We start from the raw sequence: 21,107 nt of genomic DNA on the forward strand, positions 1-21,107 counted from the left end.
GCCGGCGCTGCCGCTTCCCACTCTCTTTACCTCTCTCTCGTGAAAGGACGCCCGTCTTGACGTCAGAACCGTCCAGCCCCGATCTCCGCCCTGACCTGCGCAGCGACCTCCTCGACGATCTCTACGGCTCGCCAGACTTGATGGGGATGCTGCCCAAATCCGCGTTTCCGCGAGCGGAGAGGGAGCCGCGCCATGTGTTTGCGGCGGTGCGCGACGAGCTGATGCTGGACGGCAATTCGCGTCAGAACCTCGCCACCTTCTGCCAGACCTGGGTCGACGACGAGATCCGCGACCTGATGGAGCTGTCGATCGACAAGAACATGATCGACAAGGACGAATACCCCCAGACGGCGGAAATCGAGGCACGCTGCGTGCGGATGCTCGCCGATCTATGGAACGCGCCGGATGCGACCAGCACGCTCGGCTGCTCCACGGTCGGCTCTTCCGAAGCGGCGATGCTGGGTGGGCTCGCGCTCAAATGGCAATGGCGTAAGCGCCGCGCCAAGGACGGCAAGCCGGCCGACAAGCCGAACCTGATCTGCGGGCCGGTGCAGATCTGCTGGCACAAATTCGCCCGTTATTTCGATGTCGAACTGCGCGAAATCCCGCTTGAGGGCGACCGGCTGATCATGACGCCGGAGGAGGTGCTCGCGCGCGTCGACGAGAACACGATCGGTGTCGTGCCGACGCTTGGCGTCACCTTCACCTGTCAGTATGAGCCGGTGAAGGCGGTGAACGACGCGCTGGACCGGCTGCAGGCCGAGACCGGGCTCGACATCCCCATTCATGTCGACGGCGCCTCGGGCGGCTTCCTCGCCCCCTTCTGCGCGCCTGACGTCGAATGGGATTTCCGCCTGCCGCGGGTGAAGTCGATCAATGCCTCCGGCCACAAGTTCGGCCTCGCGCCGCTGGGTGTGGGCTGGGTGATCTGGCGCGAGGCGGGCGACCTGCCGCCGGAACTCGTCTTCGATGTGAACTATCTCGGCGGCGACATGCCGACCTTCGCGCTCAACTTTTCCCGTCCGGGCGGGCAGATCATTGCGCAGTACTATAATTTCGTCCGGCTCGGGCGGGAGGGCTACGCCAAGATCCAGAACGCCTGCTACGACACGGCCGAATATCTCGCCCGAGAGATCGCCGCGCTCGGGCCGTTCGAGATGCTCTATGACGGCAACCGGCAGGAGGGCATTCCGGCCCTGTGCTGGAAGCTCAAGGACGACAAGGGATTCGGCGGCTACACGCTCTACGATCTTGCCGACCGGCTGCGCTCGCGCGGCTGGCAGGTGCCGGCCTATTCCATGCCGGCGAACCGACAGGACATGGTGATCCAGCGCATTCTGGTGCGTCATGGGGTAAGCCGCGACCTTGCCAGCCTGCTGCTCGACGACCTCCGCCGCGCGCTCGACTTTTTCGCCAAGCACCCCGTCACCCACCCGATGACCGATGACGAGGCTGCTGGGTTTAACCATAACTGAAGCCGGGAGGGCCGGGCGCTGCGGAGCGCCCGGCCCTCTTGTCGGCTTCAGCCGAGCGTCATCAGGCTGGCATTGCCACCGGCGGCGGCTGTGTTGGTGCTGGTGGAACGCTCCAGCATCAGAAGATCGAGCGGGTAGACCTCGCCCCGCGCAATGTCGTCCGGCGCCAGGCCGTGCACCAGCACGATCGGCCCCTCGCGCGCGGCGATAGTCTCGTTGAGCTGGCGCAGCGCATCGCCGTCGCCTTCGAACAGCACGGCGTCGAACGCCGCCTCGGTCAGGCTGTCGGTCAGGCTGATCCATTCCTCCAGCCCGTGCGGAAGCGCCGGCAGGAGCGAGCCCTCCAGCAGCACCTTATTGCCGGTGGCGAGCGCCGAGGCGATCTGCACGGCGAGGCCCTTCTCGGTTGCGGCCAGACACAGGATGGCGCCGCGCGGAGAGAGCGCATACAGGTTGCGCTCGCCCACCGGTCCGGGCAGCTCTGCCTGGTGTCCGAAGGGGGAGGCGTCGAGAACCCCGCCGCACAGTGTGCGCGTGCCGGTGTCGGACTGGAAGTCCACCCAGAGCCGGGCCGGGGCGGGCGCCTCGCGCGCCGACAGCAGGGTGGCGGGGCGGCGCGCAAGCAGGCGGCCGAGATAGAGCGGTCCGCCAGCCTTCGGGCCGGTGCCAGAAAGCCCGTGGCCGCCAAAGGGCTGCACGCCGACCACCGCGCCGATGAGGTTGCGGTTCACATAGACGTTGCCGACCTCGATGCGGGAGCCGACACGCGCAATGGTCTCGTCGATGCGGGTGTGCAGGCCGAAGGTCAGGCCGTAGCCGGTGGCGTTGATGGCGGCAATCAGTTCGTCGAGTTCGTCCCGGCGGTAGCGCACCACATGCAGCACCGGGCCGAACACCTCGCGGGTAAGCGCGGCGATGCCGTCGATCTCGATCAGCGTGGGAGGAACGAAGGTGCCGTGGCGGGCGTCCTCGCCAAGCACGACCTGCTCGACGGCGCACCCTGCCTGCCGTAGGCGTTCGACATGGGCGTCGATACCGGCCTTCGCCTCGGCCGAGATGACCGGGCCAATATCGGTGGACAGATGAACCGGATTGCCGAGCTGGAGCTCCTTCAGCGCGCCGCGCAGCATGTCCAATATGCGTTCGGCCACATCCTCCTGCAGGCACAGGATACGCAGCGCCGAACAGCGCTGGCCGGCGGAATCGAAGGCAGATGCAAGCACATCCGCCACCACCTGCTCGGCCAAGGCCGAGGAATCGACGATCAGCGCGTTCTGCCCGCCAGTTTCGGCGATCAACGGGATGACGCTGCCATCGGGATTCAAGCGGGTGGCCAGCTGGCGCTGGATGAGCCGGGCCACCTCGGTCGAGCCGGTGAACATGACGCCGCGCGTTCGGGTGTCACCCACCAGCGCAGCCCCCACCTCGCCGGCACCGGGAAGGAGTTGCACCGCGCCGGGCGGCACTCCGGCCTCGCGCAAGATTTCAACCGCAGTGAATGCGATCAAGGGTGTCTCTTCGGCCGGCTTGGCCAGCACCACATTTCCGGCGGCGAGTGCGGCGCCGACCTGGCCGGCGAAGATGGCGAGCGGGAAGTTCCACGGGCTGATGCAGACGACCGGACCCAGAGGGCGGTGGGTGTCGCCGGAGAAACCGTCGCGTACCTGCGCGCCGTAATAGCGCAGGAAGTCCACCGCCTCGCGCACCTCGCCGATGGCGTTGGGATAGGACTTGCCGGCCTCGCGCACGATAATGCCGATCAGCGTCGGCATGCGCGCCTCCATGAGCTCCGCGGCGCGGAACAGGCAGGCGGCGCGCTCGGCGGGCGGCGTGGACTGCCAGATCGGCGCGGCCGCGTGAGCGAACTCCATGGCGCGCGTGACGATCTCGGGCGTCGCTTCCACCACTGTGCCAACCGGGTCACGATGGTCCGCCGGGTTGAGGACAGGCCGAGCTGTTCCTTCCCGGTCGAGAGGTTCAGCCAGCAATGGGCGGGCGGCCAGCGGGACGGTGCTACCTGCAAGCAGCGCTGCGGCCAGCGAGGCGAGGCGCTGCTCGTTGGAAAGGTCCAGTCCGGCCGAATTGCGTCGCTCCGTGCCGAAAAGCTCCGCCGGGGCGGCGATGCCGCGATGCGGCGCGCCCAGCGGCTCGATGCGCTGGGCGGCGTCGACGGGGCTCTCGGTCAGTTCGTCCAGCGGGACGTTCGGATCGGCGATGCGGTTGACGAAGGAGGTGTTGGCGCCGTTCTCCAGCAGGCGCCGGACGAGATAGGCCAGGAGCGTCTCATGGGTGCCGACGGGTGCGTAAATGCGGCAGGGCCGGCCGAGCTTCTCGCGGCCGACCACTTCCTCATAGAGCGGCTCGCCCATGCCGTGCAGGCACTGGAATTCATATTGTCCGGCATAGTAGTTGGCGCCGGCCATTTCCATGACGGTGGAAAGCGTCTGGGCGTTGTGGGTGGCGAATTGCGGGAACACGGCGTCCGGGGCCGCGAGCAGCTTGCGGGCGCAGGCGAGATAGGCGACGTCGGTGTGGACCTTGCGCGTATAGACGGGGAAGCCCTCCAACCCATCCACCTGGGCGCGCTTGATCTCGCTGTCCCAATAGGCGCCCTTCACCAGCCGCACCATCAGCCGGTGACCGGAGCGGCGGGCGAGGTCGATCAGGAAATCGGCCACGTAGGGGCAGCGCTTCTGATAGGCCTGAATGACGAAACCGATGCCATTCCAGCCATTTAGCGCCTCATCAAAACAAAGAGATTCAAGCAGGTCGAGCGAGATTTCCAGCCGATCGGCCTCCTCAGCGTCGATGTTGAGGCCGATGTCATAATGCCGAGCCAGCTTTGCCAGTGCGGTAACGCGCGGCAGCAACTCATTGATAACGCGGGAATATTGCGCGCGGCTGTAACGAGGGTGCAGCGCCGATAGCTTGATCGAGATGCCCGGGCCTTCATAGATGCCGCGCCCGGCCGAGGCCTTGCCGATGGCGTGGATGGCCTGCTCGTAATCGGCGAAATAGCGCTGCGCGTCGGCCTCGGTGGTCGCGGCTTCGCCAAGCATATCAAAGGAATAACGGAACCCCTTCGCCTCCATGCGGCGGGAATTGGCCAGCGCCTCGGAGATGGTCTGGCCGGTGACGAACTGCTCGCCCATCATCCGCATGGCGACATCGACGCCGCGTCGGATCAACGGCTCGCCGCCGCGACCGATGAGTCTAGTGAGAGCGCCAGTGAGTCCAGTCTCGCTTGATGTGGAGGTCAATTTGCCGGTGAGCACCAGCCCCCAGGTAGCGGCGTTGACGAACAGCGAGGGGCTGTGGCCGACATGGGCCTGCCAGTCGCCATGGCCGATCTTGTCGCGGATCAGCGCGTCGCGGGTGGCACGGTCGGGAATGCGCAGCAGGGCCTCGGCGAGGCACATCAACGCCACGCCTTCCTGGCTGGAGAGCGAATATTCGTGGATGAGGCCTTCGACCGGCCCCTTCTGTCCCTTTTCGCGCAATGCCTCCACCAGCGCACGGGCGCGGGCCCGGGCGGCCTCCGCCTTTGCCTCGGGCAGGGTGGCGGAGCCCATGAGGACCGGCACCGCCTCGGTCTCCGGCACCCGATAGGCCGAGGTGATGCGGGCCCGCAGCACGCTCTGGGGCTGGATGCCGCGGGCGAAGGGCAGGAACGGGCTGTCGGCATGCAGGCCGCCTTCGCCGGGGGCGGGCGTCGCCGCCGCCACCGGTGGCGACAGGGCGGCAAGCCCGCGCTCGGTGCGCTCAATGGCGGCGGTGAGCGCGCCCTTGACCAGGGCGTGCGCGGTGCAACCCTCGCGCTCGGCGGCGGCCTTAAGACGGGAGCGCAACTCGTCGTCGATCTTCACGCCGATGGTCGTCTGCGACATGATGCGATCCCTCTTTGCCTCGGTCGAAGTGGCCCCAAGGCGCGCTTCTATGATAAAAAGTGTAACCTCAGAGACCAATAAGTGCAACCAGATCGGAGAGGGGGTGATGGCGCGCTTTTGCAGGTTGCGCCCGTGCGCTCACGGCCCGGTATGGGCCTGCGGTGATGGCCCGGGCGGCGGGCCGTTTGCCGCTGCCGCCATGGTGACATGCAGGATACTCCTTGGCAGCAAGGCAGGGGATACCCACCTGAGCCGCATGACCCGTCTTGCAAGCACCCCCCTTTCCGTTCTCGACCTCTCCTTCGTTGCCTCCGGCAGCAGCGGGCCTGAGGCGCTGCGCGGCACGCTCGACCTCGCCCGCCATGTCGACGGGCTGGGCTTTTCCCGCTTCTGGGTGGCCGAGCATCACAATCTGGCCTCCGTCGCCTCTGGCGCGCCTGACATTATGGCGGGGCAGATCCTCGCCGTGACGGAGCGGATCCGCGTCGGCTCCGGTGGCGTCATGTTGCCCAACCACGCCCCGCTGATGGTCGCCGAGCGCTTCAAGGTTCTGGAAGCGCTCTATCCCGACCGGGTCGATCTCGGCCTCGGCCGGGCGCCCGGCACCGACCAGCTCACCTCGCACGCGCTGCGCCGCCGACAGGACGTCGACCCCGGCGACGATTTCCTCGACCGGCTGAAGGAACTGATGCTGTGGGACAGCGGCCAATGGCCGGCCGACCATCCCTACCGCACGATTCAGGTGATGCCGGTGGACGTGAAGCTGCCGCCGATCTGGCTGCTCGGCTCGTCAGGCTACAGCGCCCGGCTCTCGGCGCAATTGGGGTTGGGCTATGCCTATGCCCATCACTTCGCCCAGCATGACGTGCTGGACGCGATGTTGAGCTACCGCGCCGGCTTCCAGCCTTCCGAGACGCTGGCGGCCCCGCATGCCATTCTCGCCCTGGCTGTGGTGTGCGCACCGACCGACGAGGAGGCGGAATATCTCGCCGGCAGCGTCGACCTCGCCCATCTGCGCCGCGCGCGCGGTCATTACGGGCCTATCCCGACGGCGGAAGAGGCTGCCGCCTATCCCTATACCGAGGCGGACCGCGCCTTCATCCGCCGCAACCGCGACAAGGTGCTGGTCGGCGGGCCGGACAAGGTGGCGCAGGGGCTGGAGCGGTTCCTCGACACCACGCTGGCGGACGAACTGATGATCGCCACCGCCATTCCCGACCTGGCGGCGAAGAAGCGCTCCTATACGCTGGTGAAGGCGTTGCAGGCGGTGTCGGCGGCGGCCTGACGTTGCGTCCCTGAAATAGCGTTCCGGACGGCCGCAGGCCGATCCGGGATCGTGTGTTGATATCGGATGCCGATCCCGGCTCTCCGCTGCGCTTCGGACGGGATGACGTCTGAGGGGGCTACCCCGCCGCCTTTGCCGGGCGGGTCACCAGCCAGATGCCGAGCGCGATCGGCACAATGCCGAGGATGTCCAGCAGCGGCACGGCTTCGCCCAGCAGCAGCCAGCCGAAGAACAGGCCGAGCGGCGGCATGAGGAAGTGCAGGCTGGATGCCGCCGTCGCCGAGGCGCGGGTGAGTAGGTAGAACCAAAGTCCATAGCCGCCTATGGAAACGCCGATCACCAGAAAGGCGAGGCCGCCGAAAAGGTTGGCGGTGAGGCGGATGTCGCCCGTGCTTTCGGTCGCGAGGGCAACGGGAATGAGGGCAAGTCCGCCGGCGAGGCACTGCACGGCATTGCCGCTCCATACCCCCCCGCGCGGGGCGAAATATTTGAACGCCAGCGTGCCGGCGGCGAGCGCGGATACGCCGCCGCCGATCAGCAGCGTGCCGGCCAGCGTCTCATGCGCGCCGGCAAGGCGCGAGCGCAGCACGATGACGACGCCGATGAGGCCGAGCGCGATGCCGGCCCATTTCGCCACGCTCATTCTCTCACCCAGCAGCGGCCCGGCGCCCAGCGCCACCAGCAGCGGCAGGCAGCTGGTAAGCACGGCCGTATAGGCGGAGGAGGTGAAGGTGAGCGCGGTCCAGTTCAGCCCGAGATAGACCGCATTGTTGAGAATGCCGATGCCGATCAGCGCCACGATGTCCCGCCGGCGAACCGGCGGCTGGCCTTTGCGCCGGCCGGCATTGTCCCAGAGCGGGGCCAGCGCCAGCATGATCGAGCCGGCGAGCAGCAAGCGCACCGAGAGCAGGATCAGCGGCGGGCAATCGGCCAGAGCGAGTTTGGCGCCGGCAAAGGCCGAGGACCACAGCACGCAGAACAGCCCCACCAGCAGCGGCAGCGGCAAAAAAGTTCGGGGGGCAACGGCGACCGCCGCCGAAGCTACCGGGCTCGCCTTTGATGCGGGTGGCATCGCCGATCTCCATTCTCAATGGCGCGCACCCTAGGCGGGGCGGTCTCGATCGGAAAACGAGATGTTTTTATAGCCTCTATGAGGAAAATCGATGCCGCTCTGCGGGCACCGCCTCACGCCCGCCAGTCATAGATCCAGCGGTAGCGCTCCAGCACTGCGCTCTCCGGTTGGACCCGCATGACGAGATCGCGGGCGAGGCGGGCCGCGCCGCCGAGGTGGTAGATGCGGTCCATGCCCCGCGCGGCGCGCTGCACGCGGGCGGTGCGGGGCACGCGCGCGGCCTCGTAGCGGCGCAGCGCGGCAGGAAGGTCGGGAGCGTCCGCCAGCTCGCGAGCGAGCACCACCGCGTCCTCGATCGCCTGCGCCGCGCCCTGGGCAAGGAAGGGCGGCATGGCGTGGGCGGCGTCCCCGAGCAGCGTCACCGCGCCGGTGCCCCAGTTGGTGAGCGGGTCGAGATCGAACAACGCCCAGCGCAGCCAGCGCTCCGGCGCGTCGAGCAGGGCGCGGGCGTCGGCGCACCAGCCGCGATAATGCGCGAGAAGCTCGTCGCGCCCGCCGGCCTCGCTCCAGCCATGCACCTCGCGTTCGTCGGGGGTGACGGCGACCAGATTGATCGCCCGGCCGGCCTGCACGGGATAGGTGACGAGATGGGCGCCGGGGCCGAGCCACAGCCGCGTCACCTTGTCGGTAAGACGGGCGGGCAGCGCCTCAACCGGCACGGTGGCCCGCCAGGCAGCCCGGTGGCGGAAGGAGGCCTTCGCCTGCGGCTGCAGCGCGCCGCGCACCACCGAGCGCAGGCCGTCGGCACCGATGAGCGCATCGGCCGCCAGCGTCGCCGCGCCATCGGCGTTGCGAAGCTTCAGGGCGACGCCGGTGCTGTCCTGGGTGAAGTTCTCCAGCGTGTGGCCAAGCCTGAGCGTGATCGACGGAACCTCGCGCACCGCATCGAGCAGGGCGGATTGCAGATCAGCGCGGTGGATGACGAGAAAGGGGCCGCCGAAGCGGGCCTCGGCGGCCGCCCCCATCGGCCCGCCGGCGAGCCTTGTGCCGCGTCGCCCGTCGAGCACGGCGAAGGCGGTTGGGAACACCGCCTGTTCGGCCACGCGCTCATAGACACCGAGCGCTTTCAGGCAGCGCGTGGCATTGGCGGCAAGCTGGACGCCGGCGCCGGCCTCCTCCAGCACCTCCGCCCGCTCAAGCAGCGTGACGGCAAAGCCGGCCTTCGCCAGAGCAAGGGCGGCGGTGAGGCCGCCTATGCCGGCACCGGCGATGGCGATGGAGCGGGCGGACAAGGGTGCCGCTCAGGCGGCGGCCGGAATCTCGAACAGCGCGCCCGGCGGGGTCGAGTCGGTGCCGTGCAGGTGGGAATCGAAGGTGTAGAGCGTCGAGCAATAGGGGCAGATGATCTCGTCGTCGGAGCCCATGTCGAGGAAGACATGCGGGTGGTCATAGGGCGGCAGAGCGCCCACGCACATGAATTCGCGTGCCCCGATGGCGATCTTCGCCACGCCGGCCGAATTGTGGAAGTGGGGAACGACGTGGCCCGCCATGATGTTCGCCTGTCCGCGCTCGTGTTGAAATCGGCGCGACCATAGCTGCTGGCGCGCCGCGGTCCAAGGGGCCGAATGCGGGGCCGGATGCCGCGCCTGTGCATCGTGGCCCATCGCTTCGCCATAATGAACGGGCAGAAAGCGGCAATCGCGCTGCGTGATCCCCATATCAACGCCATGTACCGCTTCTTCGCCGCCTTCGGATTTCTGCTCGCCTTTGCCGGTGCCGCCCATTGGGTGGTGCCGGTGGCGCGGCATGCCTTCGCGCTGGTGAGCGCGCAGGACGATGCGGCCCGGCTGGCCGATCTCCAGCTTGCCGGTGTGTTGACGCCCGAGCGCACCGCCGTGGAGATCGACGCCGCGCTGGCGGAAGACGACGGCGAACTCGCCGCGAGCTTCATCGAACTGGCGGACGCGCGCGGCGTGCCTGTGACAGCCGAGCGCCGGGCCCGCGTTGCTCTGGCCAATGCGCCCGGTGCCAGTTTTGCGCGCGGGGCGGGCAGCTTCGGCCATGGCTTCCTGACCGGGCAGGGCGAGGACCTCGCCGGACTCGCCGGGGCAACGGCGGGCGACCTCACCGTGTGGGGCGATGTGCGCGACCTCGGCCGCGAGGCGGCGAACTGGGCGCGCGGCGAGCCGGTGGACCAATTTATGGTCAACCTCGCCGGCATTGGCATCGTGGCGACCGGAGCGACCTATGCCGCTTTCGGCGCGCCGCTGACCTTCCGGGCCGGCATTTCCGTGCTGAAGGGCGCGCGACGGGCCGGCGTGGTCGGCGGGCGCTTCGCCGGCAACATCACGGCCGCGGTGCGGGGCGGCTCAAAGGCGACGCTCGCTGCGCTGGTGGGCGATCTCGGCACAGCGGGCTCCAAGGCGGGCACGCGCGCCACCTTCGCCGGGCTGCGTCATGTCGACGATGCGGCCGGCGCGGCGCGGCTGAGCGTGTTGGCGCAGGCCAAGGGTGGCAAGACGCTGGCCATCTTCAAGACGCTGGGACGGGGCGCGCTGTTTCTCACCGAGGCGCTGGCCAAGCTCGCCTTCTGGGTCATGGCGGGCGTGCTGAACCTGTTCGGCCTCATTGCCTCGTTTAATTCCATGATGGTGGCGATGCTTCGCCCGATGTGGAAAAAGAAAAAGCCCCGCCGGCGGCTGTTGCTGCCGGCGTGAGGCCTTTGAGGAGGCGATGATGCGCCGTGCCCTGATGACGTTGTTCTCCTTCGCCGTGCTGGCGCTCGCTTCCCTGCCGGCCGGCGCGGCGGAAAACCGCTGCGGCTGGTATGTGAATCCGACGCCGGGCAACTGGTATCTGACCGACCGCGACGGCGACTGGTGGATGCGCTCGCAGGGCGGCATGGAGGCCGAGGGCTTCGACAACGCCCCCGATTTCGACGCCAAGCAATATGTGAAGCTGCAGCCAAACGGCTATGGCTATGGCTGCGCCTGCCTGAGCGTCGACACCGACAAGTCGGAGATGAACATCACCCGCATCTATTCCGGCAACATCCTGCCGCTGTCGCGCTGCCGAAACGACAAGACGTTGAAGAAGCCGGGTTGACACGCGGGCGCGGGTTGGCAGCGGGGGCCTGGCTGATTAGCGTGCCGTTCCCCGGAACGGAGCGCCTTATGCCGACCTTCAGCCATGACGGAATAGCGTTTTCCTACCTCGACGAGGGGGAGGGGGAGCCGATCGTGCTCGTGCACGGCTTCGGCTCGACCAAGGAGATCAACTGGGTCGGGCCGGGCTGGGTCTCGACGCTGACCGGCGCCGGCCGCCGGGTGATCGCGCTCGACAATCGCGGCCACGGCGCCTCGGCCAAGCTCTACCAGCCGGAACTCTACGACCCGTGGCTGATGGCCCGCGATGTCCTCGCGCTCATCGCCCATCTCGGGCTGCCCCGTGCCGACCTGCTGGGCTATTCGATGGGGGGGCGGATCAGCGCCTGCGCCGCGCTGACCGCGCCGGAGCGGGTGCGCTCGCTGGTGCTGGGCGGCATCGGCATCCACCTCATCGCTGGCGCCGGCCTTCCGATCACCATCGCCGACGCCCTGCGCGCCCCCAGCCTTGACGATGTGACCGACCCGATGGGGCGGATGTTCCGCGCCTTCGCCGACCAGACAAAGAGCGATCGCGAGGCGCTGGCGGCCTGCATCATCGGCTCGCGCCGCACGCTGAGCCGCGAGGAGGTGGCGCGGATCAGCGTGCCGACGCTGATCGCGGTGGGCACCCGCGACGAGGTGGCCGGCGCGCCCGGGCCGCTCGCCGAGCTGATCCCGGATGCCCGGGCGATCGACATTCCCGACCGCGACCATATGCGCGCCGTTGGCGACAAAGTGTTCAAAGAGGCGGTGCTGGCCTTCCTTGCCGAACCGCGCTGAGGCGGGGAGGGGGTGGCAAGGTGCCGGCGCCCCTTCTTGCCATTTTGATTCAAGAAGGGCGGAAAGCCGAGTCAACGGAATCGCTTGGCGGGCGTTGTTGGCAAAGAGAATCGGCGTCGGCTCAGATTCCGATTCAACCGCGATCCGCCGGCGGCAGGGATGCCCGATCATGCATTCGTGCAATCCCGACGGCGTAGGCCGGTGCCGGCGCTTGTGTTAGGCTCGAGCCAACTCGGGACATCTGGCCGGCGCCCAGGGGCGAACGGCGAGGGTAGAAAAATGGCTGTGAATTCTCTTCAGCGCGTCGAGGCGCCGCGCGCACTCGACAAGGTCGATCCGGTTTGGGCGCGCATCCGCGCCGAGGCGGAGACGATCACCCAACGCGAGCCGGCGCTCGCCAGCTTCGTCTATTCCACGGTGCTCTATCACACCACGCTGGAGCGGGCGGTGGCGCACCGCATCGCCCAGCGGCTCGACCATGGCGACGTGCCGGCCGACATCATCCGCCAGGCCTTCGAGGAGGCGGTGGCGGAAGATCCCGGGCTCGGGGTCGCGATCCGCGCCGACATCGTCGCGGTTCTTGATCGCGACCCCGCGACCGACCGGGCGATCCAGCCCCTGCTCTATTTCAAGGGCTTCCACGCCATCCAGACCCATCGCCTGGCGCACTGGCTGTGGAAGAACGGCCGCACCGATTTCGCGCTCTATCTGCAAAGCCGCTCCTCGGCGGTGAATCAGGTCGACATCAACCCGGCCGCGCCCTTCGGACGCGGCATCTTCTTCGACCATGCCACCGGCATCGTGGTCGGCGAGACGGCTGTGATCGAGGACAATGTCTCGGTGCTGCAGGGCGTCACGCTGGGCGGCACCGGCAAGGAGCATGGCGACCGTCACCCGAAGATCCGCCATGGCGTGCTCCTCGGCGCCGGCGCCAAGGTGCTCGGCAATATCGAGGTCGGCCATTGCGCCCGCGTCGCCGCCGGCTCGGTGGTGCTGAAGCCCGTGCCCGCCCGCACCACCGTGGCCGGGGTGCCCGCCAAGGTGGTGGGCGAGGCCGGCTGTGCCGAGCCCTCGCGCAGCATGGACCAGATGTTCGACCAGTTCTCGGACATGCCCTCCTTCCTCGGCGAGGCGATCTGAGCCTCGTTGTGTGAACAGCCGATTGTGCCGGCGCCGGTTGCGCCGGCCGGCGCGTCGTGGCAAGCCTGCCGCCCGATCAACCCCCTTGGGAGCACGGACTTGGAAAAGAAGGACCTGGAGCGCGTCCAGACCTATATGCGGCGCCTGTTCACCAACACCCAGCTGCGCGTCGTCGCGCGGCCGAAGAAGAAGGATTCGGCCGAGGTCTATCTCGGCGACGAGTTCATCGGCGTCCTGTTCGAGGACAAGGAAGACGGCGAACTCTCCTATAATTTCCAGATGGCCATCCTCGACACCGATCTTGAGGACTGAGGGCGATGCCCGTCTACGCGCTCGACGGGGTGGCGCCGGACCTGCCGGCGCTTGGCCGCTGGTGGATCGCCCCCACCGCCGAGGTGATCGGCAATGTGCTGGTCGGCGACGAGGCGAGCGTGTGGTTCGGCTCGGTGATACGCGGCGACAATGAGCGCATCACGCTCGGTGCCCGGGTGAACATCCAGGAACTGTGCGTGCTGCACACCGATCCCGGCTTCCCAATGACCATTGGCGACGACTGCACCATCGGTCACAAAGCGATGCTGCATGGCTGCACGATCGGCGCCAACAGCCTGATCGGCATGGGCGCGACGTTGCTTAACGGCGCCAAGATCGGCCGCAATTGCCTGGTCGGCGCCGGGGCGCTGATCACCGAGGGCAAGGAGTATCCCGACAATTGCCTCATTGTCGGCGCGCCTGGCAAGGTGATCCGCACGCTCGACGAGGCGATGGAAAAGCGCATCCACGGCACCGCCGCGCATTATGTGCGCAACTGGCGGCGCTTCGCCGAGGGGCTGCGCCGGATCGACTGAGGGGCGTTTGTGCTCGCCGGTCGAAACCCCGCTCGACCGGCAAAGTTTGTTTTTTGCGGATCGACGTCATCCTGAGGTTCCCGGCGATCAGCCGGGCCTCAAAGGATGCCGGGGGATACCCCGTGGCGCTTCTCCTTCGAGGCCCGCGGCGCTCGCGCCTCAGGATGACGGCGCGCGACGGGCAGAGTCTTCAGTTCCGCCCGACCGACAATGGCGCCAGCACGTCGCCGAGCGAGACCCAGCTATCGGTGTCGTGCTGCGCCTGGCGCTTGACGAAGCGGTAGCCAGTCTCGTGCCACAGCAGGATAGCGGCTTCCTGGTTGTCCAGCACGAGGTCGCCCCGGTCGGTGACGACGGTGAGGACGGCGTGGCCGTCGCCCTTGTGGTCGCGCACCACGGTGACGAGCAGCGTGTCCCCGGGCCAGCCGAGGTCGACCAGTGTGCGGCGCTTGAGCAGCACATAGTCCTCGCAATCACCAAAGCCGTCGTCGGGATAGGTCCAGCGTTCGATCTCGCCATAATGTTCGAGGTCAGTCATCGGCTGGATGCGCCCGTTGACCGCGTCATTGACCTCGCGCAGCTGAGCGAAATTGGCCTCGGTCAGCGCCACCTTGCCGCCGCTCCCTTTGCGGGGACCGCAATCGGCGGGTTGTTCGGCGCAGAACTGGAAATAGCCCATCGGCACGGCGGTATGCGCGCCGGCCGCCATGTTGGCGGCGAAGCTGGAGAGCATCGCCACCGTCTTTTCCGCCTGGGCGGGGGCGGCGTGCGTGAGCACCACCGCAACGGTTGCCGCAAGAGCCGCCTGACCCGCCGCGAGAAGGGCCCGTTCGAGCCTCTTTTTCATCGCGTACCTCATTCCTGTCACTGGAAGAGAACTTAGCGCAGAGGGTTTTATACGCGTCTAAGCGATGCTGGAGATTCGCAACAACGCTGGAGAGGGAATGTTAATAGGTTTTCTAGTGGCGTTAACCACAGCAATAGGCAAACTGTTCATCACGCCGCTTAAGCCCGTAGCAAGGCCTCAGTCGCGAGCGGAGGTGTCGCGCTCACGGCAAGATGCCTTGCCGCCGGGCCTGTGCCGGCCTATGTGATCGGCGTGCTCGAACCGCCCCGCCTTGCCGCCCACAGACGCGAACCCATTCTCAACGTGCCGCCGGTGATCACCGTGCTGGCGGCGGTGATGCTGCTCATCCAGCTGGTGCGCGACTGGGTGGACCTGGAGACCGGCGTCGAGATCCTGGCTCTGTTCGCCTTCATTCCCGCGCGCTTCGACCCCTCGGTGCTGGCCGAGGGCGTGCTGCCGGGTGGGGTGGCGGCGGATGTGTGGACCTTCGTCACCTATGCGTTCCTGCATGGCGGCTGGGCCCATGTCGGCCTGAACCTGCTGTGGATGCTCGCCTTCGGCACGCCGGTGGCGCGCCGCTTCGGGGTGCTGCGCTTCCTGCTGTTCTTCGCCGTCACCGCGGCGGCGGGGGCGGGGCTGCATCTTGTGACCCATGAGGGCGAGTTGGTGCCAATGATCGGCGCCTCGGCGGCGGTGTCGGGCTGCATGGCGGGCGCGCTGCGCTTCATGTTCGCGCAGGAAAGCCGGGGCGTCTGGCGGCCGGGCCTGATGGAGAACGCGGTGCATGTGCCGGCGCCGCCGCTGATGGAGGTGCTGCGCGACCGGCGGGTGATCGGCTTCGTCGCGGTGTGGTTCGTCATCAACCTCGCCTTCGGCCTGGGCGAGCCGGCCGGAATCGTCGATGGCAGCATCGCCTGGCAGGCCCATATGGGCGGCTTCCTCGCCGGCCTGCTGGCCTTTCCGCTGTTCGACCCGATCCGGCGCCGGCCGGGCGGGGACAGCTTTTCCCGCGCCACCCGCCACTGAAGCGCCCGAACTGATTGGCGCGCCGCCCCTTGCCTGCCGCAGGGTTAAAGCGGATCATTCCCCTATGGCTCGCCCGCGCAGCGGGAAGAAGCCGAATGACCGGGTGGTGGACCGCGCCGCGTTCCGTCCGCCCGGACAGCCGGGAAGGAGGCTTGCATGACGGTTCGGACCATTCTCGAAGAAAAGGGCTTCGACGTTCAGACGATCGCCCCAGAGGCGACGCTGCGCGAGGCGACGGAGCTTCTCGCCGCCAAGCGTATTGGCGCCATCGTGGTGACGGACCCCGAGCGCCGCGTGGTCGGCATCCTGTCGGAGCGCGACGTGGTGCGCGTGGTCGGGCTCGACGGGCCGGGCCGGCTCGACGACACGGTCGCCTCGGTGATGACCTCGCGGGTCGTCACCTGCGAGGGCAACGAGACCGTCCACCAGATCATGGAGCACATGACCGCCGGGCGCTTCCGCCATCTGCCTGTCGTGCAGGGCGGCAAGCTGGTCGGCATCATCTCCATTGGCGACGTCGTGAAGCAGCGCCTCGCCGAAATGGAGCGCGAGAGCCACGCCATGCGGGAATACATCCTCTCGGCGTGATCGCGGCCGTGTAAGTGCGTCATCCCGGACGGCCGCAGGCCGATCCGGGATCGCGGGCAGGATGGCCAACGCCCGGCTCTACGGCTTCGCCTCCGGCCGGGACGACGGCCGACAGCGCCATCTCGGCCGGCTATCGCCGGGGAGGGATGACGGCCTGCGTGTGTCGGCGCTAGAAGCGCGGCGTGTCGGTCTTCTTCGGCGCGCCATAGACCGTGGCGGGGTCGAACAGCCGGCCGGCATCATTGACGGCGAGCCGCAGATCCGGCGACGGCGCAGCGCCGAGCGGCACCGAGCGGAAGAAGCAGGAGCGGTGCCCAGTGTGGCAGGCGGCGCCCGGCACATCGGGCCCGAGAGGCGGCATCCGCACGCGCAGCACCACCGCGTCCTGGTCGCAATCGACCCTCAGCTCGACCAGTGTCTGCAGGTGGCCGCTCTCCTCGCCCTTTTTCCACAGCCGGCCGCGCGAGCGGCTGTAGTAATGGGCGATGCCGGTCTCGATGGTCAGTGCCAGCGCCTGCGCATCCATATGCGCGACCATGAGCACGGTGCCGTCATCGGCATCGACGGTTACGGCGGTGACGAGGCCATCGGCGTCGAATTTCGGGGAGAGGCGCTCGCCCTCCTCGATCTCGGCCTTGCTGCCCCGGGGGGCGAAGGAAATATCGGTCACGGGAGCCTGCGCAGACGCGCGCTCACGGACGCATGCCGCGCAGCAGGCTCATGAAGCGAACCTGCTCCTGCGGATCGTCGCGGAACACGCCGGTGAATTGGGTGGTGACGGTGGAGGCGCCCTGCTTGCGTACGCCGCGCATGGCCATGCACATATGCTCGGCCTCGATCAGTATGGCGACGCCGCGCGGCTTAAGGATCTCGTCCATCGCGGTGATGATCTGCGACGTCAGGTGCTCCTGCGTCTGCAGCCGACGGGCGAAGATGTCGACGATACGGGCGATCTTCGACAGGCCCACGACGCGCTCCACCGGGAAATAGGCGATGTGCGCCTTGCCGACGAAAGGCACCATGTGGTGCTCGCAATGGGAATGGAACTCGATGTCGCGCACCATCACCATGTCGTCGAAATTGCCGATCTCGCCGAAGGTGCGGTCGAGAATCGATTCCGGCGCCGCCCGGTAGCCGCTGTAGAGCTCCTCATAGGCGCGCACGACACGCTTGGGCGTGTCGAGCAGGCCCTCGCGCTCGGGGTCGTCGCCGGCCCAGGCGATAAGCGTGCGAACGGCGGCCTCCGCCTCCTCCCGTGTCGGACGGCGCGCGGCAGACGCCTCCATCTCGCTCTGGGCGCTGCGCATCAGCGATTTAAGCACGGCATCCATGACGAACTCCGTTCGACGCATTCACTGCCGGGCGCCGATGCGTCCCCGGTCAATCTCGTCCTACGTGCCAATACCCGCCACGGATCAGCATCATACCAACCATAACCGCCCGACGCGCCTGCTGGAAGGCAGATCGCGCGCGTTGCTTTCGCCCGGCGGCCACCACACCTATATAAGCCAGTGCGGGCAGGCCGCAATCGGGCGGAAGCCGCCCGTGCGGGGATCAACGCCGCCTTTGGGACGGATCGAACCGGCATGCTGAACGACGTCTATAATCGCCGCATATTGGAACTCGCCGCCGATATACCACGGCTTGGCCGGCTGGCCGCGCCCGACGCGTCGGCAACGGCGCATTCCCGGCTTTGCGGTTCCACCGTGACCATCGATCTCGCGGTAAGCGACGGCGTGGTGACCGATTTCGCCCATGAGGTGCGCGCCTGCGCGCTCGGGCAGGCCTCGTCCTCGGTGATGGGCGCACTTGTCGTCGGCTCTACCGCCGAGGAGCTGCGCGGGGTGCGCGAGGCGATGCGGCTGATGCTGAAGGAGAACGGCCCGCCGCCGCAGGGACGCTGGGCCGAGCTCGCGGTGCTGGAGCCGGTGCGCGACTACAAGGCGCGCCACGCCTCGACGCTGCTGACCTTCGACGCCGTCGTGGATGCGCTGGGCCAGATCGAGGCGCGCAACGCCGCCAGCGAAGCGGCGGAGTAGCGCTTCAGCGTTCAGTGAAGAAGGTGAAAAGCACCTCGTCCTTCTCGCCGGTGAGGCAGAGGAAGCGGTTTGCGGTGTCGGAGCGATCGCGTTGGATATAGGCTTCGCCCATGATGATGCCCTTGACCGCCGTAGCGCCGAGCTTGCCTTCGGCCTGCGCAATGGTGAGGCCATCGACGTCGATATAGATGTCCTCGATCGAGGGCGACGCCTTCTTCAGCTTGGTCAGCGCATCGGCCTTGCAGGCGGCGACGCGCTGCATGTCCGGGTCGACTTCCGGAGAGGTGGCGGCAGACGGCTCGGGCTGGGTGCCGCCGGCCGGGCCGGGGGAAACATGCCCCGCCGCGGGCGGTTCCTGAGCGGGCGCCTGTTGCGCGGGCGCTTGCGGCGCGGGCGGTTGCTGAGCAAGCACGGGGCTCGCCGCGAAGAGACTGCCGGCCAGCGCCGCCATCGTCCAGAACCTGATTGCCGTCATCGCGCGCTCCCCTGGCCGCCGGCATTTGTGCCGGCCCTCCACAGGGGAAACGCCGCCGAGTCCGGACGGTTCCGGGTTAGGGGCGGGGAATGAGCGGGCCGCGCGCTAAAATCAGCGCCGCCGCGCTCGTGGCGCGACTACCTCGGCTCATGCTGCGGGCGCCGATCCTGATCTACCGCTACAGCTTCTCCGCCTTCATGGGGCGGCAGTGCCGCTACCTCCCCACCTGTTCGGAATTCGCCGAGGAGGCGATCGAAACGCACGGCGCCTGGGTGGGTGGCTGGATGGCGGCGGGGCGTATCTGCCGCTGCCATCCCTGGGGCGGATCGGGCTTCGAGCCGGTGCCGGCCGAATTGCCGCCCAAAGCGGTGTGGTATATGCCGTGGCGCTACGCGCGGGCCCCGAAGGCGGAGGGCGCGCGCGACACTGACCTTGGTTGAGCCTACCTGCGTGGTTCGCAGGAGTGGGCAGGAGAAAACGACATGTCCGACATCAATCTCACCTTCCCCGATGGCGCCGTCCGAGCCTATGCCTCCGGCACCACCGGCACCGAGGTCGCCGCCTCCATCGCCAAGTCGCTCGCCAAGAAGTCGCTGGCGATGAAGCTCGACGGCGTGCTGAGCGACCTTTCCGATCCCATTACATCAGACGCGAAGTTCGAGCTCGTCACCCGCGAGAGCCCGGAAGCGCTTGAGCTCATCCGTCACGACGCCGCCCATGTGCTGGCGGAGGCGGTGCAGACGCTGTGGCCGGGCACCCAGGTGACGATCGGCCCGGTGATCGAGAACGGCTTCTATTACGACTTCTTCCGCAACGAGCCGTTCACCCCGGACGATTTCGCCGCCATCGAGAAGAAGATGCGCGAGATCATCGCCCGCGACGCGCCCTTCACCAAGGAAGTGTGGGAGCGCGAGGAGACCAAGCGCGTTTTCAAGGAGAAGGGCGAGGCGTTCAAGGTCGAGCTGGTGGACGCCATTCCCGCCGATCAGGCGCTGAAGATCTACCGCCAGGGCGAGTGGTTCGACCTCTGCCGCGGCCCGCACATGCCGAGCGTCGGCAAGGTGGGCGACGCCTTCAAGCTGATGAAGGTGGCCGGTGCCTATTGGCGCGGCGACAGCAACAACCAGATGCTCACCCGCATCTATGGCACGGCGTGGCGCACCCGCGAGGAACTCGACGCCTATATCCTCCAGCTGGAGGAAGCCGAGAAGCGCGACCACCGCCGCCTCGGCCGGGAGATGGACCTGTTCCACTTCCAGGAGGAGGGGCCGGGCGTCGTGTTCTGGCATCCCAAGGGCTGGAACCTGTTCCAGAACCTCGTCTCCTATATGCGCCGGCGCCTTGCAGCCGATTATGCGGAAGTGAACGCGCCGCAGGTGCTCGACAAGAGCCTGTGGGAGACCTCCGGCCATTGGGGCTGGTACAAGGACAACATGTTCAAGGTGCAGCCGGCCGGCGACACCGACGACAATGACCGGGTCTATGCGCTCAAGCCAATGAACTGCCCCGGCCATGTGCAGATCTTCAAGCACGGTCTGAAGAGCTATCGCGACCTGCCGATGCGTCTCGCCGAATTCGGCGCAGTGCACCGCTACGAGCCCTCCGGCGCGCTGCACGGTCTTATGCGGGTGCGCGGCTTCACCCAGGACGACGCCCACATCTTCTGCACCGAGGAGCAGATGGCGGAGGAGTGCCTCAAGATCAACGAGCTGATCCTCTCCACCTATGCCGATTTCGGCTTCGAGGAGATCGTGGTCAAGCTCTCCACCCGGCCGGAGAAGCGCGTCGGCTCGGACGCGGTGTGGGACCACGCCGAAGACGTGATGGGCCGGGTGCTGACCCAGATCGAGGCGGAATCGGGCGGCAAGATCAAGACCGGCATATTGCCGGGCGAGGGCGCCTTCTACGGCCCGAAATTCGAGTACACGCTGCGCGACGCCATCGGCCGCGAATGGCAGTGCGGCACCACGCAGGTCGACTTCAACCTGCCGGAGCGCTTCGGCGCTTTCTATGTCGATGCGGATGGTTCGAAGAAGACGCCGGTCATGATCCACCGTGCCATTTGCGGCTCGATGGAGCGCTTCACCGGCATCCTCATCGAGCACCATGCCGGGCACTTCCCGCTCTGGCTGGCCCCGGTGCAGGCGGTGGTGGCGACCATCACCTCCGAGGGCGACGACTATGCGCGGGAGATCGTCGCGCTGGCGAAGAAGCGCGGCCTGCGTGTCGAACTCGACCTGCGCAACGAGAAAATCAACTACAAGGTGCGCGAGCACTCGCTGGCCAAGGTGCCGGCGCTGGTCGTGGTCGGGCGCAAGGAGGCGGCGGAGCGCACCGTCTCGATCCGCCGCCTCGGCTCGCCCAACCAGACCGCGATGACGCTGGACGAGGCGCTGGGGAGCCTGGTGGCGGAAGCCAGCCCGCCGGACACGCTGCGGGACTGAGGGCTTCACCCCCTAAAGAAACGTCATCCTGGACGGCCGCAGGCCGATCCGGGAT

General features: G+C 67.6%; 21 protein-coding genes. 13 read left to right on the forward strand and 8 right to left on the reverse strand.

Annotated features, from left to right (window positions below; all coding sequences use genetic code 11):
- Positions 1-56: 56 nt before the first annotated feature.
- Positions 57-1,475: a glutamate decarboxylase gene (gad, locus tag J2S76_RS00290; protein WP_307056440.1), complete on the forward strand. Its 1,419-nt coding sequence runs from the start codon at positions 57-59 to the stop codon at positions 1,473-1,475.
- Between the two features lie 47 nt (positions 1,476-1,522).
- Here the strand turns inward: gad and putA are convergent, their stop codons facing one another.
- Entirely contained in the window at positions 1,523-5,362 is a 3,840-nt protein-coding gene (gene putA, locus J2S76_RS00295) for a trifunctional transcriptional regulator/proline dehydrogenase/L-glutamate gamma-semialdehyde dehydrogenase (protein ID WP_307056442.1), read from the reverse strand.
- A gap of 256 nt (positions 5,363-5,618) precedes the next feature.
- Here putA and J2S76_RS00300 point away from each other — a divergent pair, with 256 nt between their 5' ends.
- Entirely contained in the window at positions 5,619-6,647 is a 1,029-nt protein-coding gene (locus J2S76_RS00300) for an LLM class flavin-dependent oxidoreductase (RefSeq protein WP_307056444.1), read from the forward strand.
- Between the two features lie 118 nt (positions 6,648-6,765).
- Here the strand turns inward: J2S76_RS00300 and J2S76_RS00305 are convergent, their stop codons facing one another.
- From J2S76_RS00305 to J2S76_RS00315, 3 genes are all read right to left on the reverse strand, one after another.
- Entirely contained in the window at positions 6,766-7,719 is a 954-nt protein-coding gene (locus tag J2S76_RS00305; protein ID WP_307056447.1) for a DMT family transporter, read from the reverse strand.
- A 113-nt stretch (positions 7,720-7,832) separates the two neighbouring features.
- Positions 7,833-9,011, reverse strand: coding sequence for an FAD-dependent monooxygenase (locus J2S76_RS00310; RefSeq protein WP_307056449.1), 1,179 nt, complete (start codon positions 9,009-9,011; stop codon positions 7,833-7,835).
- Between the two features lie 9 nt (positions 9,012-9,020).
- Entirely contained in the window at positions 9,021-9,269 is a 249-nt protein-coding gene (locus J2S76_RS00315) for a zinc-finger domain-containing protein (RefSeq protein WP_307056451.1), read from the reverse strand.
- Positions 9,270-9,356: 87 nt separating this feature from the next.
- On the opposite strand from J2S76_RS00315, the gene J2S76_RS00320 reads away from it, so the two are divergent.
- The 6 genes from J2S76_RS00320 (at position 9,357) to J2S76_RS00345 (ending at position 13,633) form a co-directional block, all read left to right on the forward strand.
- On the forward strand, positions 9,357-10,436 hold the full coding sequence (locus tag J2S76_RS00320) for a hypothetical protein (RefSeq protein WP_307056453.1): 1,080 nt from the start codon (positions 9,357-9,359) through the stop codon (positions 10,434-10,436).
- Positions 10,437-10,452: 16 nt separating this feature from the next.
- Entirely contained in the window at positions 10,453-10,824 is a 372-nt protein-coding gene (locus tag J2S76_RS00325; RefSeq protein WP_307056455.1) for a DUF4087 domain-containing protein, read from the forward strand.
- A gap of 68 nt (positions 10,825-10,892) precedes the next feature.
- Positions 10,893-11,645 carry an alpha/beta fold hydrolase gene (locus J2S76_RS00330; protein WP_307056456.1) on the forward strand — a complete coding sequence of 251 codons (753 nt, stop codon included), beginning with the start codon at positions 10,893-10,895 and terminating at the stop codon, positions 11,643-11,645.
- A 279-nt stretch (positions 11,646-11,924) separates the two neighbouring features.
- Positions 11,925-12,785 (forward strand): serine O-acetyltransferase, encoded by an 861-nt coding sequence (gene cysE, locus J2S76_RS00335; protein ID WP_307056458.1) that lies wholly within the window; start codon positions 11,925-11,927, stop codon positions 12,783-12,785.
- A 99-nt stretch (positions 12,786-12,884) separates the two neighbouring features.
- Positions 12,885-13,097, forward strand: coding sequence for a DUF3126 family protein (locus J2S76_RS00340; RefSeq protein WP_018391302.1), 213 nt, complete (start codon positions 12,885-12,887; stop codon positions 13,095-13,097).
- A gap of 5 nt (positions 13,098-13,102) precedes the next feature.
- A complete protein-coding gene (locus J2S76_RS00345) occupies positions 13,103-13,633 on the forward strand; it encodes a gamma carbonic anhydrase family protein (protein WP_091436554.1) in 531 nt (176 codons plus the stop codon).
- Positions 13,634-13,823: 190 nt separating this feature from the next.
- Here the strand turns inward: J2S76_RS00345 and J2S76_RS00350 are convergent, their stop codons facing one another.
- Positions 13,824-14,480: a transglutaminase-like cysteine peptidase gene (locus J2S76_RS00350; RefSeq protein WP_307056461.1), complete on the reverse strand. Its 657-nt coding sequence runs from the start codon at positions 14,478-14,480 to the stop codon at positions 13,824-13,826.
- Positions 14,481-14,732: 252 nt separating this feature from the next.
- Here J2S76_RS00350 and J2S76_RS00355 point away from each other — a divergent pair, with 252 nt between their 5' ends.
- Together J2S76_RS00355 and J2S76_RS00360 are read left to right on the forward strand one after the other, a co-directional pair.
- The gene (locus J2S76_RS00355; protein WP_307056463.1) at positions 14,733-15,506 is read left to right on the forward strand and encodes a rhomboid family intramembrane serine protease; all 774 of its coding nucleotides are present in this window, start codon (positions 14,733-14,735) and stop codon (positions 15,504-15,506) included.
- A gap of 156 nt (positions 15,507-15,662) precedes the next feature.
- The gene (locus J2S76_RS00360) at positions 15,663-16,094 is read left to right on the forward strand and encodes a CBS domain-containing protein (RefSeq protein ID WP_018391296.1); all 432 of its coding nucleotides are present in this window, start codon (positions 15,663-15,665) and stop codon (positions 16,092-16,094) included.
- A 169-nt stretch (positions 16,095-16,263) separates the two neighbouring features.
- On the opposite strand, the gene hisI is transcribed toward J2S76_RS00360, so the two are convergent.
- The gene (gene hisI / locus J2S76_RS00365; protein ID WP_307056465.1) at positions 16,264-16,764 is read right to left on the reverse strand and encodes a phosphoribosyl-AMP cyclohydrolase; all 501 of its coding nucleotides are present in this window, start codon (positions 16,762-16,764) and stop codon (positions 16,264-16,266) included.
- A 22-nt stretch (positions 16,765-16,786) separates the two neighbouring features.
- Positions 16,787-17,425 (reverse strand): GTP cyclohydrolase I FolE, encoded by a 639-nt coding sequence (gene folE / locus J2S76_RS00370; protein WP_018391294.1) that lies wholly within the window; start codon positions 17,423-17,425, stop codon positions 16,787-16,789.
- 255 nt (positions 17,426-17,680) lie between these two features.
- On the opposite strand from folE, the gene J2S76_RS00375 reads away from it, so the two are divergent.
- A complete protein-coding gene (locus J2S76_RS00375; protein WP_307056467.1) occupies positions 17,681-18,133 on the forward strand; it encodes an iron-sulfur cluster assembly scaffold protein in 453 nt (150 codons plus the stop codon).
- A 4-nt stretch (positions 18,134-18,137) separates the two neighbouring features.
- Here J2S76_RS00375 and J2S76_RS00380 read toward each other — a convergent pair whose 3' ends face one another.
- Positions 18,138-18,584 carry a hypothetical protein gene (locus J2S76_RS00380; protein ID WP_307056469.1) on the reverse strand — a complete coding sequence of 149 codons (447 nt, stop codon included), beginning with the start codon at positions 18,582-18,584 and terminating at the stop codon, positions 18,138-18,140.
- A gap of 113 nt (positions 18,585-18,697) precedes the next feature.
- Between J2S76_RS00380 and yidD the strand changes: the two genes are divergently transcribed.
- Together yidD and thrS are read left to right on the forward strand one after the other, a co-directional pair.
- The gene (gene yidD / locus J2S76_RS00385; protein WP_370874671.1) at positions 18,698-19,048 is read left to right on the forward strand and encodes a membrane protein insertion efficiency factor YidD; all 351 of its coding nucleotides are present in this window, start codon (positions 18,698-18,700) and stop codon (positions 19,046-19,048) included.
- A gap of 42 nt (positions 19,049-19,090) precedes the next feature.
- Complete coding sequence (gene thrS / locus J2S76_RS00390) at positions 19,091-21,052, forward strand: threonine--tRNA ligase (RefSeq protein ID WP_307056471.1); 1,962 nt, start codon at positions 19,091-19,093, stop codon at positions 21,050-21,052.
- Positions 21,053-21,107 lie beyond the last annotated feature (55 nt).

The sequence above is a fragment of the Ancylobacter vacuolatus genome, assembly GCF_030813595.1.
Lineage (GTDB): Bacteria > Pseudomonadota > Alphaproteobacteria > Rhizobiales > Xanthobacteraceae > Ancylobacter > Ancylobacter vacuolatus.

Coding starts and splice junctions, on each gene's coding strand:
- J2S76_RS00350 (WP_307056461.1), bottom strand. CDS start 14,480: ATGAAAAAGAGGCTCGAACGGGCCCTTCTCGCGGCGGGTCAGGCGGCT.
- yidD (WP_370874671.1), top strand. CDS start 18,698: ATGAGCGGGCCGCGCGCTAAAATCAGCGCCGCCGCGCTCGTGGCGCGA.
- J2S76_RS00325 (WP_307056455.1), top strand. CDS start 10,453: ATGATGCGCCGTGCCCTGATGACGTTGTTCTCCTTCGCCGTGCTGGCG.
- thrS (WP_307056471.1), top strand. CDS start 19,091: ATGTCCGACATCAATCTCACCTTCCCCGATGGCGCCGTCCGAGCCTAT.
- J2S76_RS00320 (WP_307056453.1), top strand. CDS start 9,357: ATGCCGCGCCTGTGCATCGTGGCCCATCGCTTCGCCATAATGAACGGG.
- J2S76_RS00360 (WP_018391296.1), top strand. CDS start 15,663: ATGACGGTTCGGACCATTCTCGAAGAAAAGGGCTTCGACGTTCAGACG.
- J2S76_RS00375 (WP_307056467.1), top strand. CDS start 17,681: ATGCTGAACGACGTCTATAATCGCCGCATATTGGAACTCGCCGCCGAT.
- J2S76_RS00315 (WP_307056451.1), bottom strand. CDS start 9,269: ATGGCGGGCCACGTCGTTCCCCACTTCCACAATTCGGCCGGCGTGGCG.
- cysE (WP_307056458.1), top strand. CDS start 11,925: ATGGCTGTGAATTCTCTTCAGCGCGTCGAGGCGCCGCGCGCACTCGAC.
- putA (WP_307056442.1), bottom strand. CDS start 5,362: ATGTCGCAGACGACCATCGGCGTGAAGATCGACGACGAGTTGCGCTCC.
- J2S76_RS00345 (WP_091436554.1), top strand. CDS start 13,103: ATGCCCGTCTACGCGCTCGACGGGGTGGCGCCGGACCTGCCGGCGCTT.
- J2S76_RS00380 (WP_307056469.1), bottom strand. CDS start 18,584: ATGGCGGCGCTGGCCGGCAGTCTCTTCGCGGCGAGCCCCGTGCTTGCT.
- J2S76_RS00305 (WP_307056447.1), bottom strand. CDS start 7,719: ATGCCACCCGCATCAAAGGCGAGCCCGGTAGCTTCGGCGGCGGTCGCC.
- J2S76_RS00330 (WP_307056456.1), top strand. CDS start 10,893: ATGCCGACCTTCAGCCATGACGGAATAGCGTTTTCCTACCTCGACGAG.
- J2S76_RS00300 (WP_307056444.1), top strand. CDS start 5,619: ATGACCCGTCTTGCAAGCACCCCCCTTTCCGTTCTCGACCTCTCCTTC.
- folE (WP_018391294.1), bottom strand. CDS start 17,425: ATGGATGCCGTGCTTAAATCGCTGATGCGCAGCGCCCAGAGCGAGATG.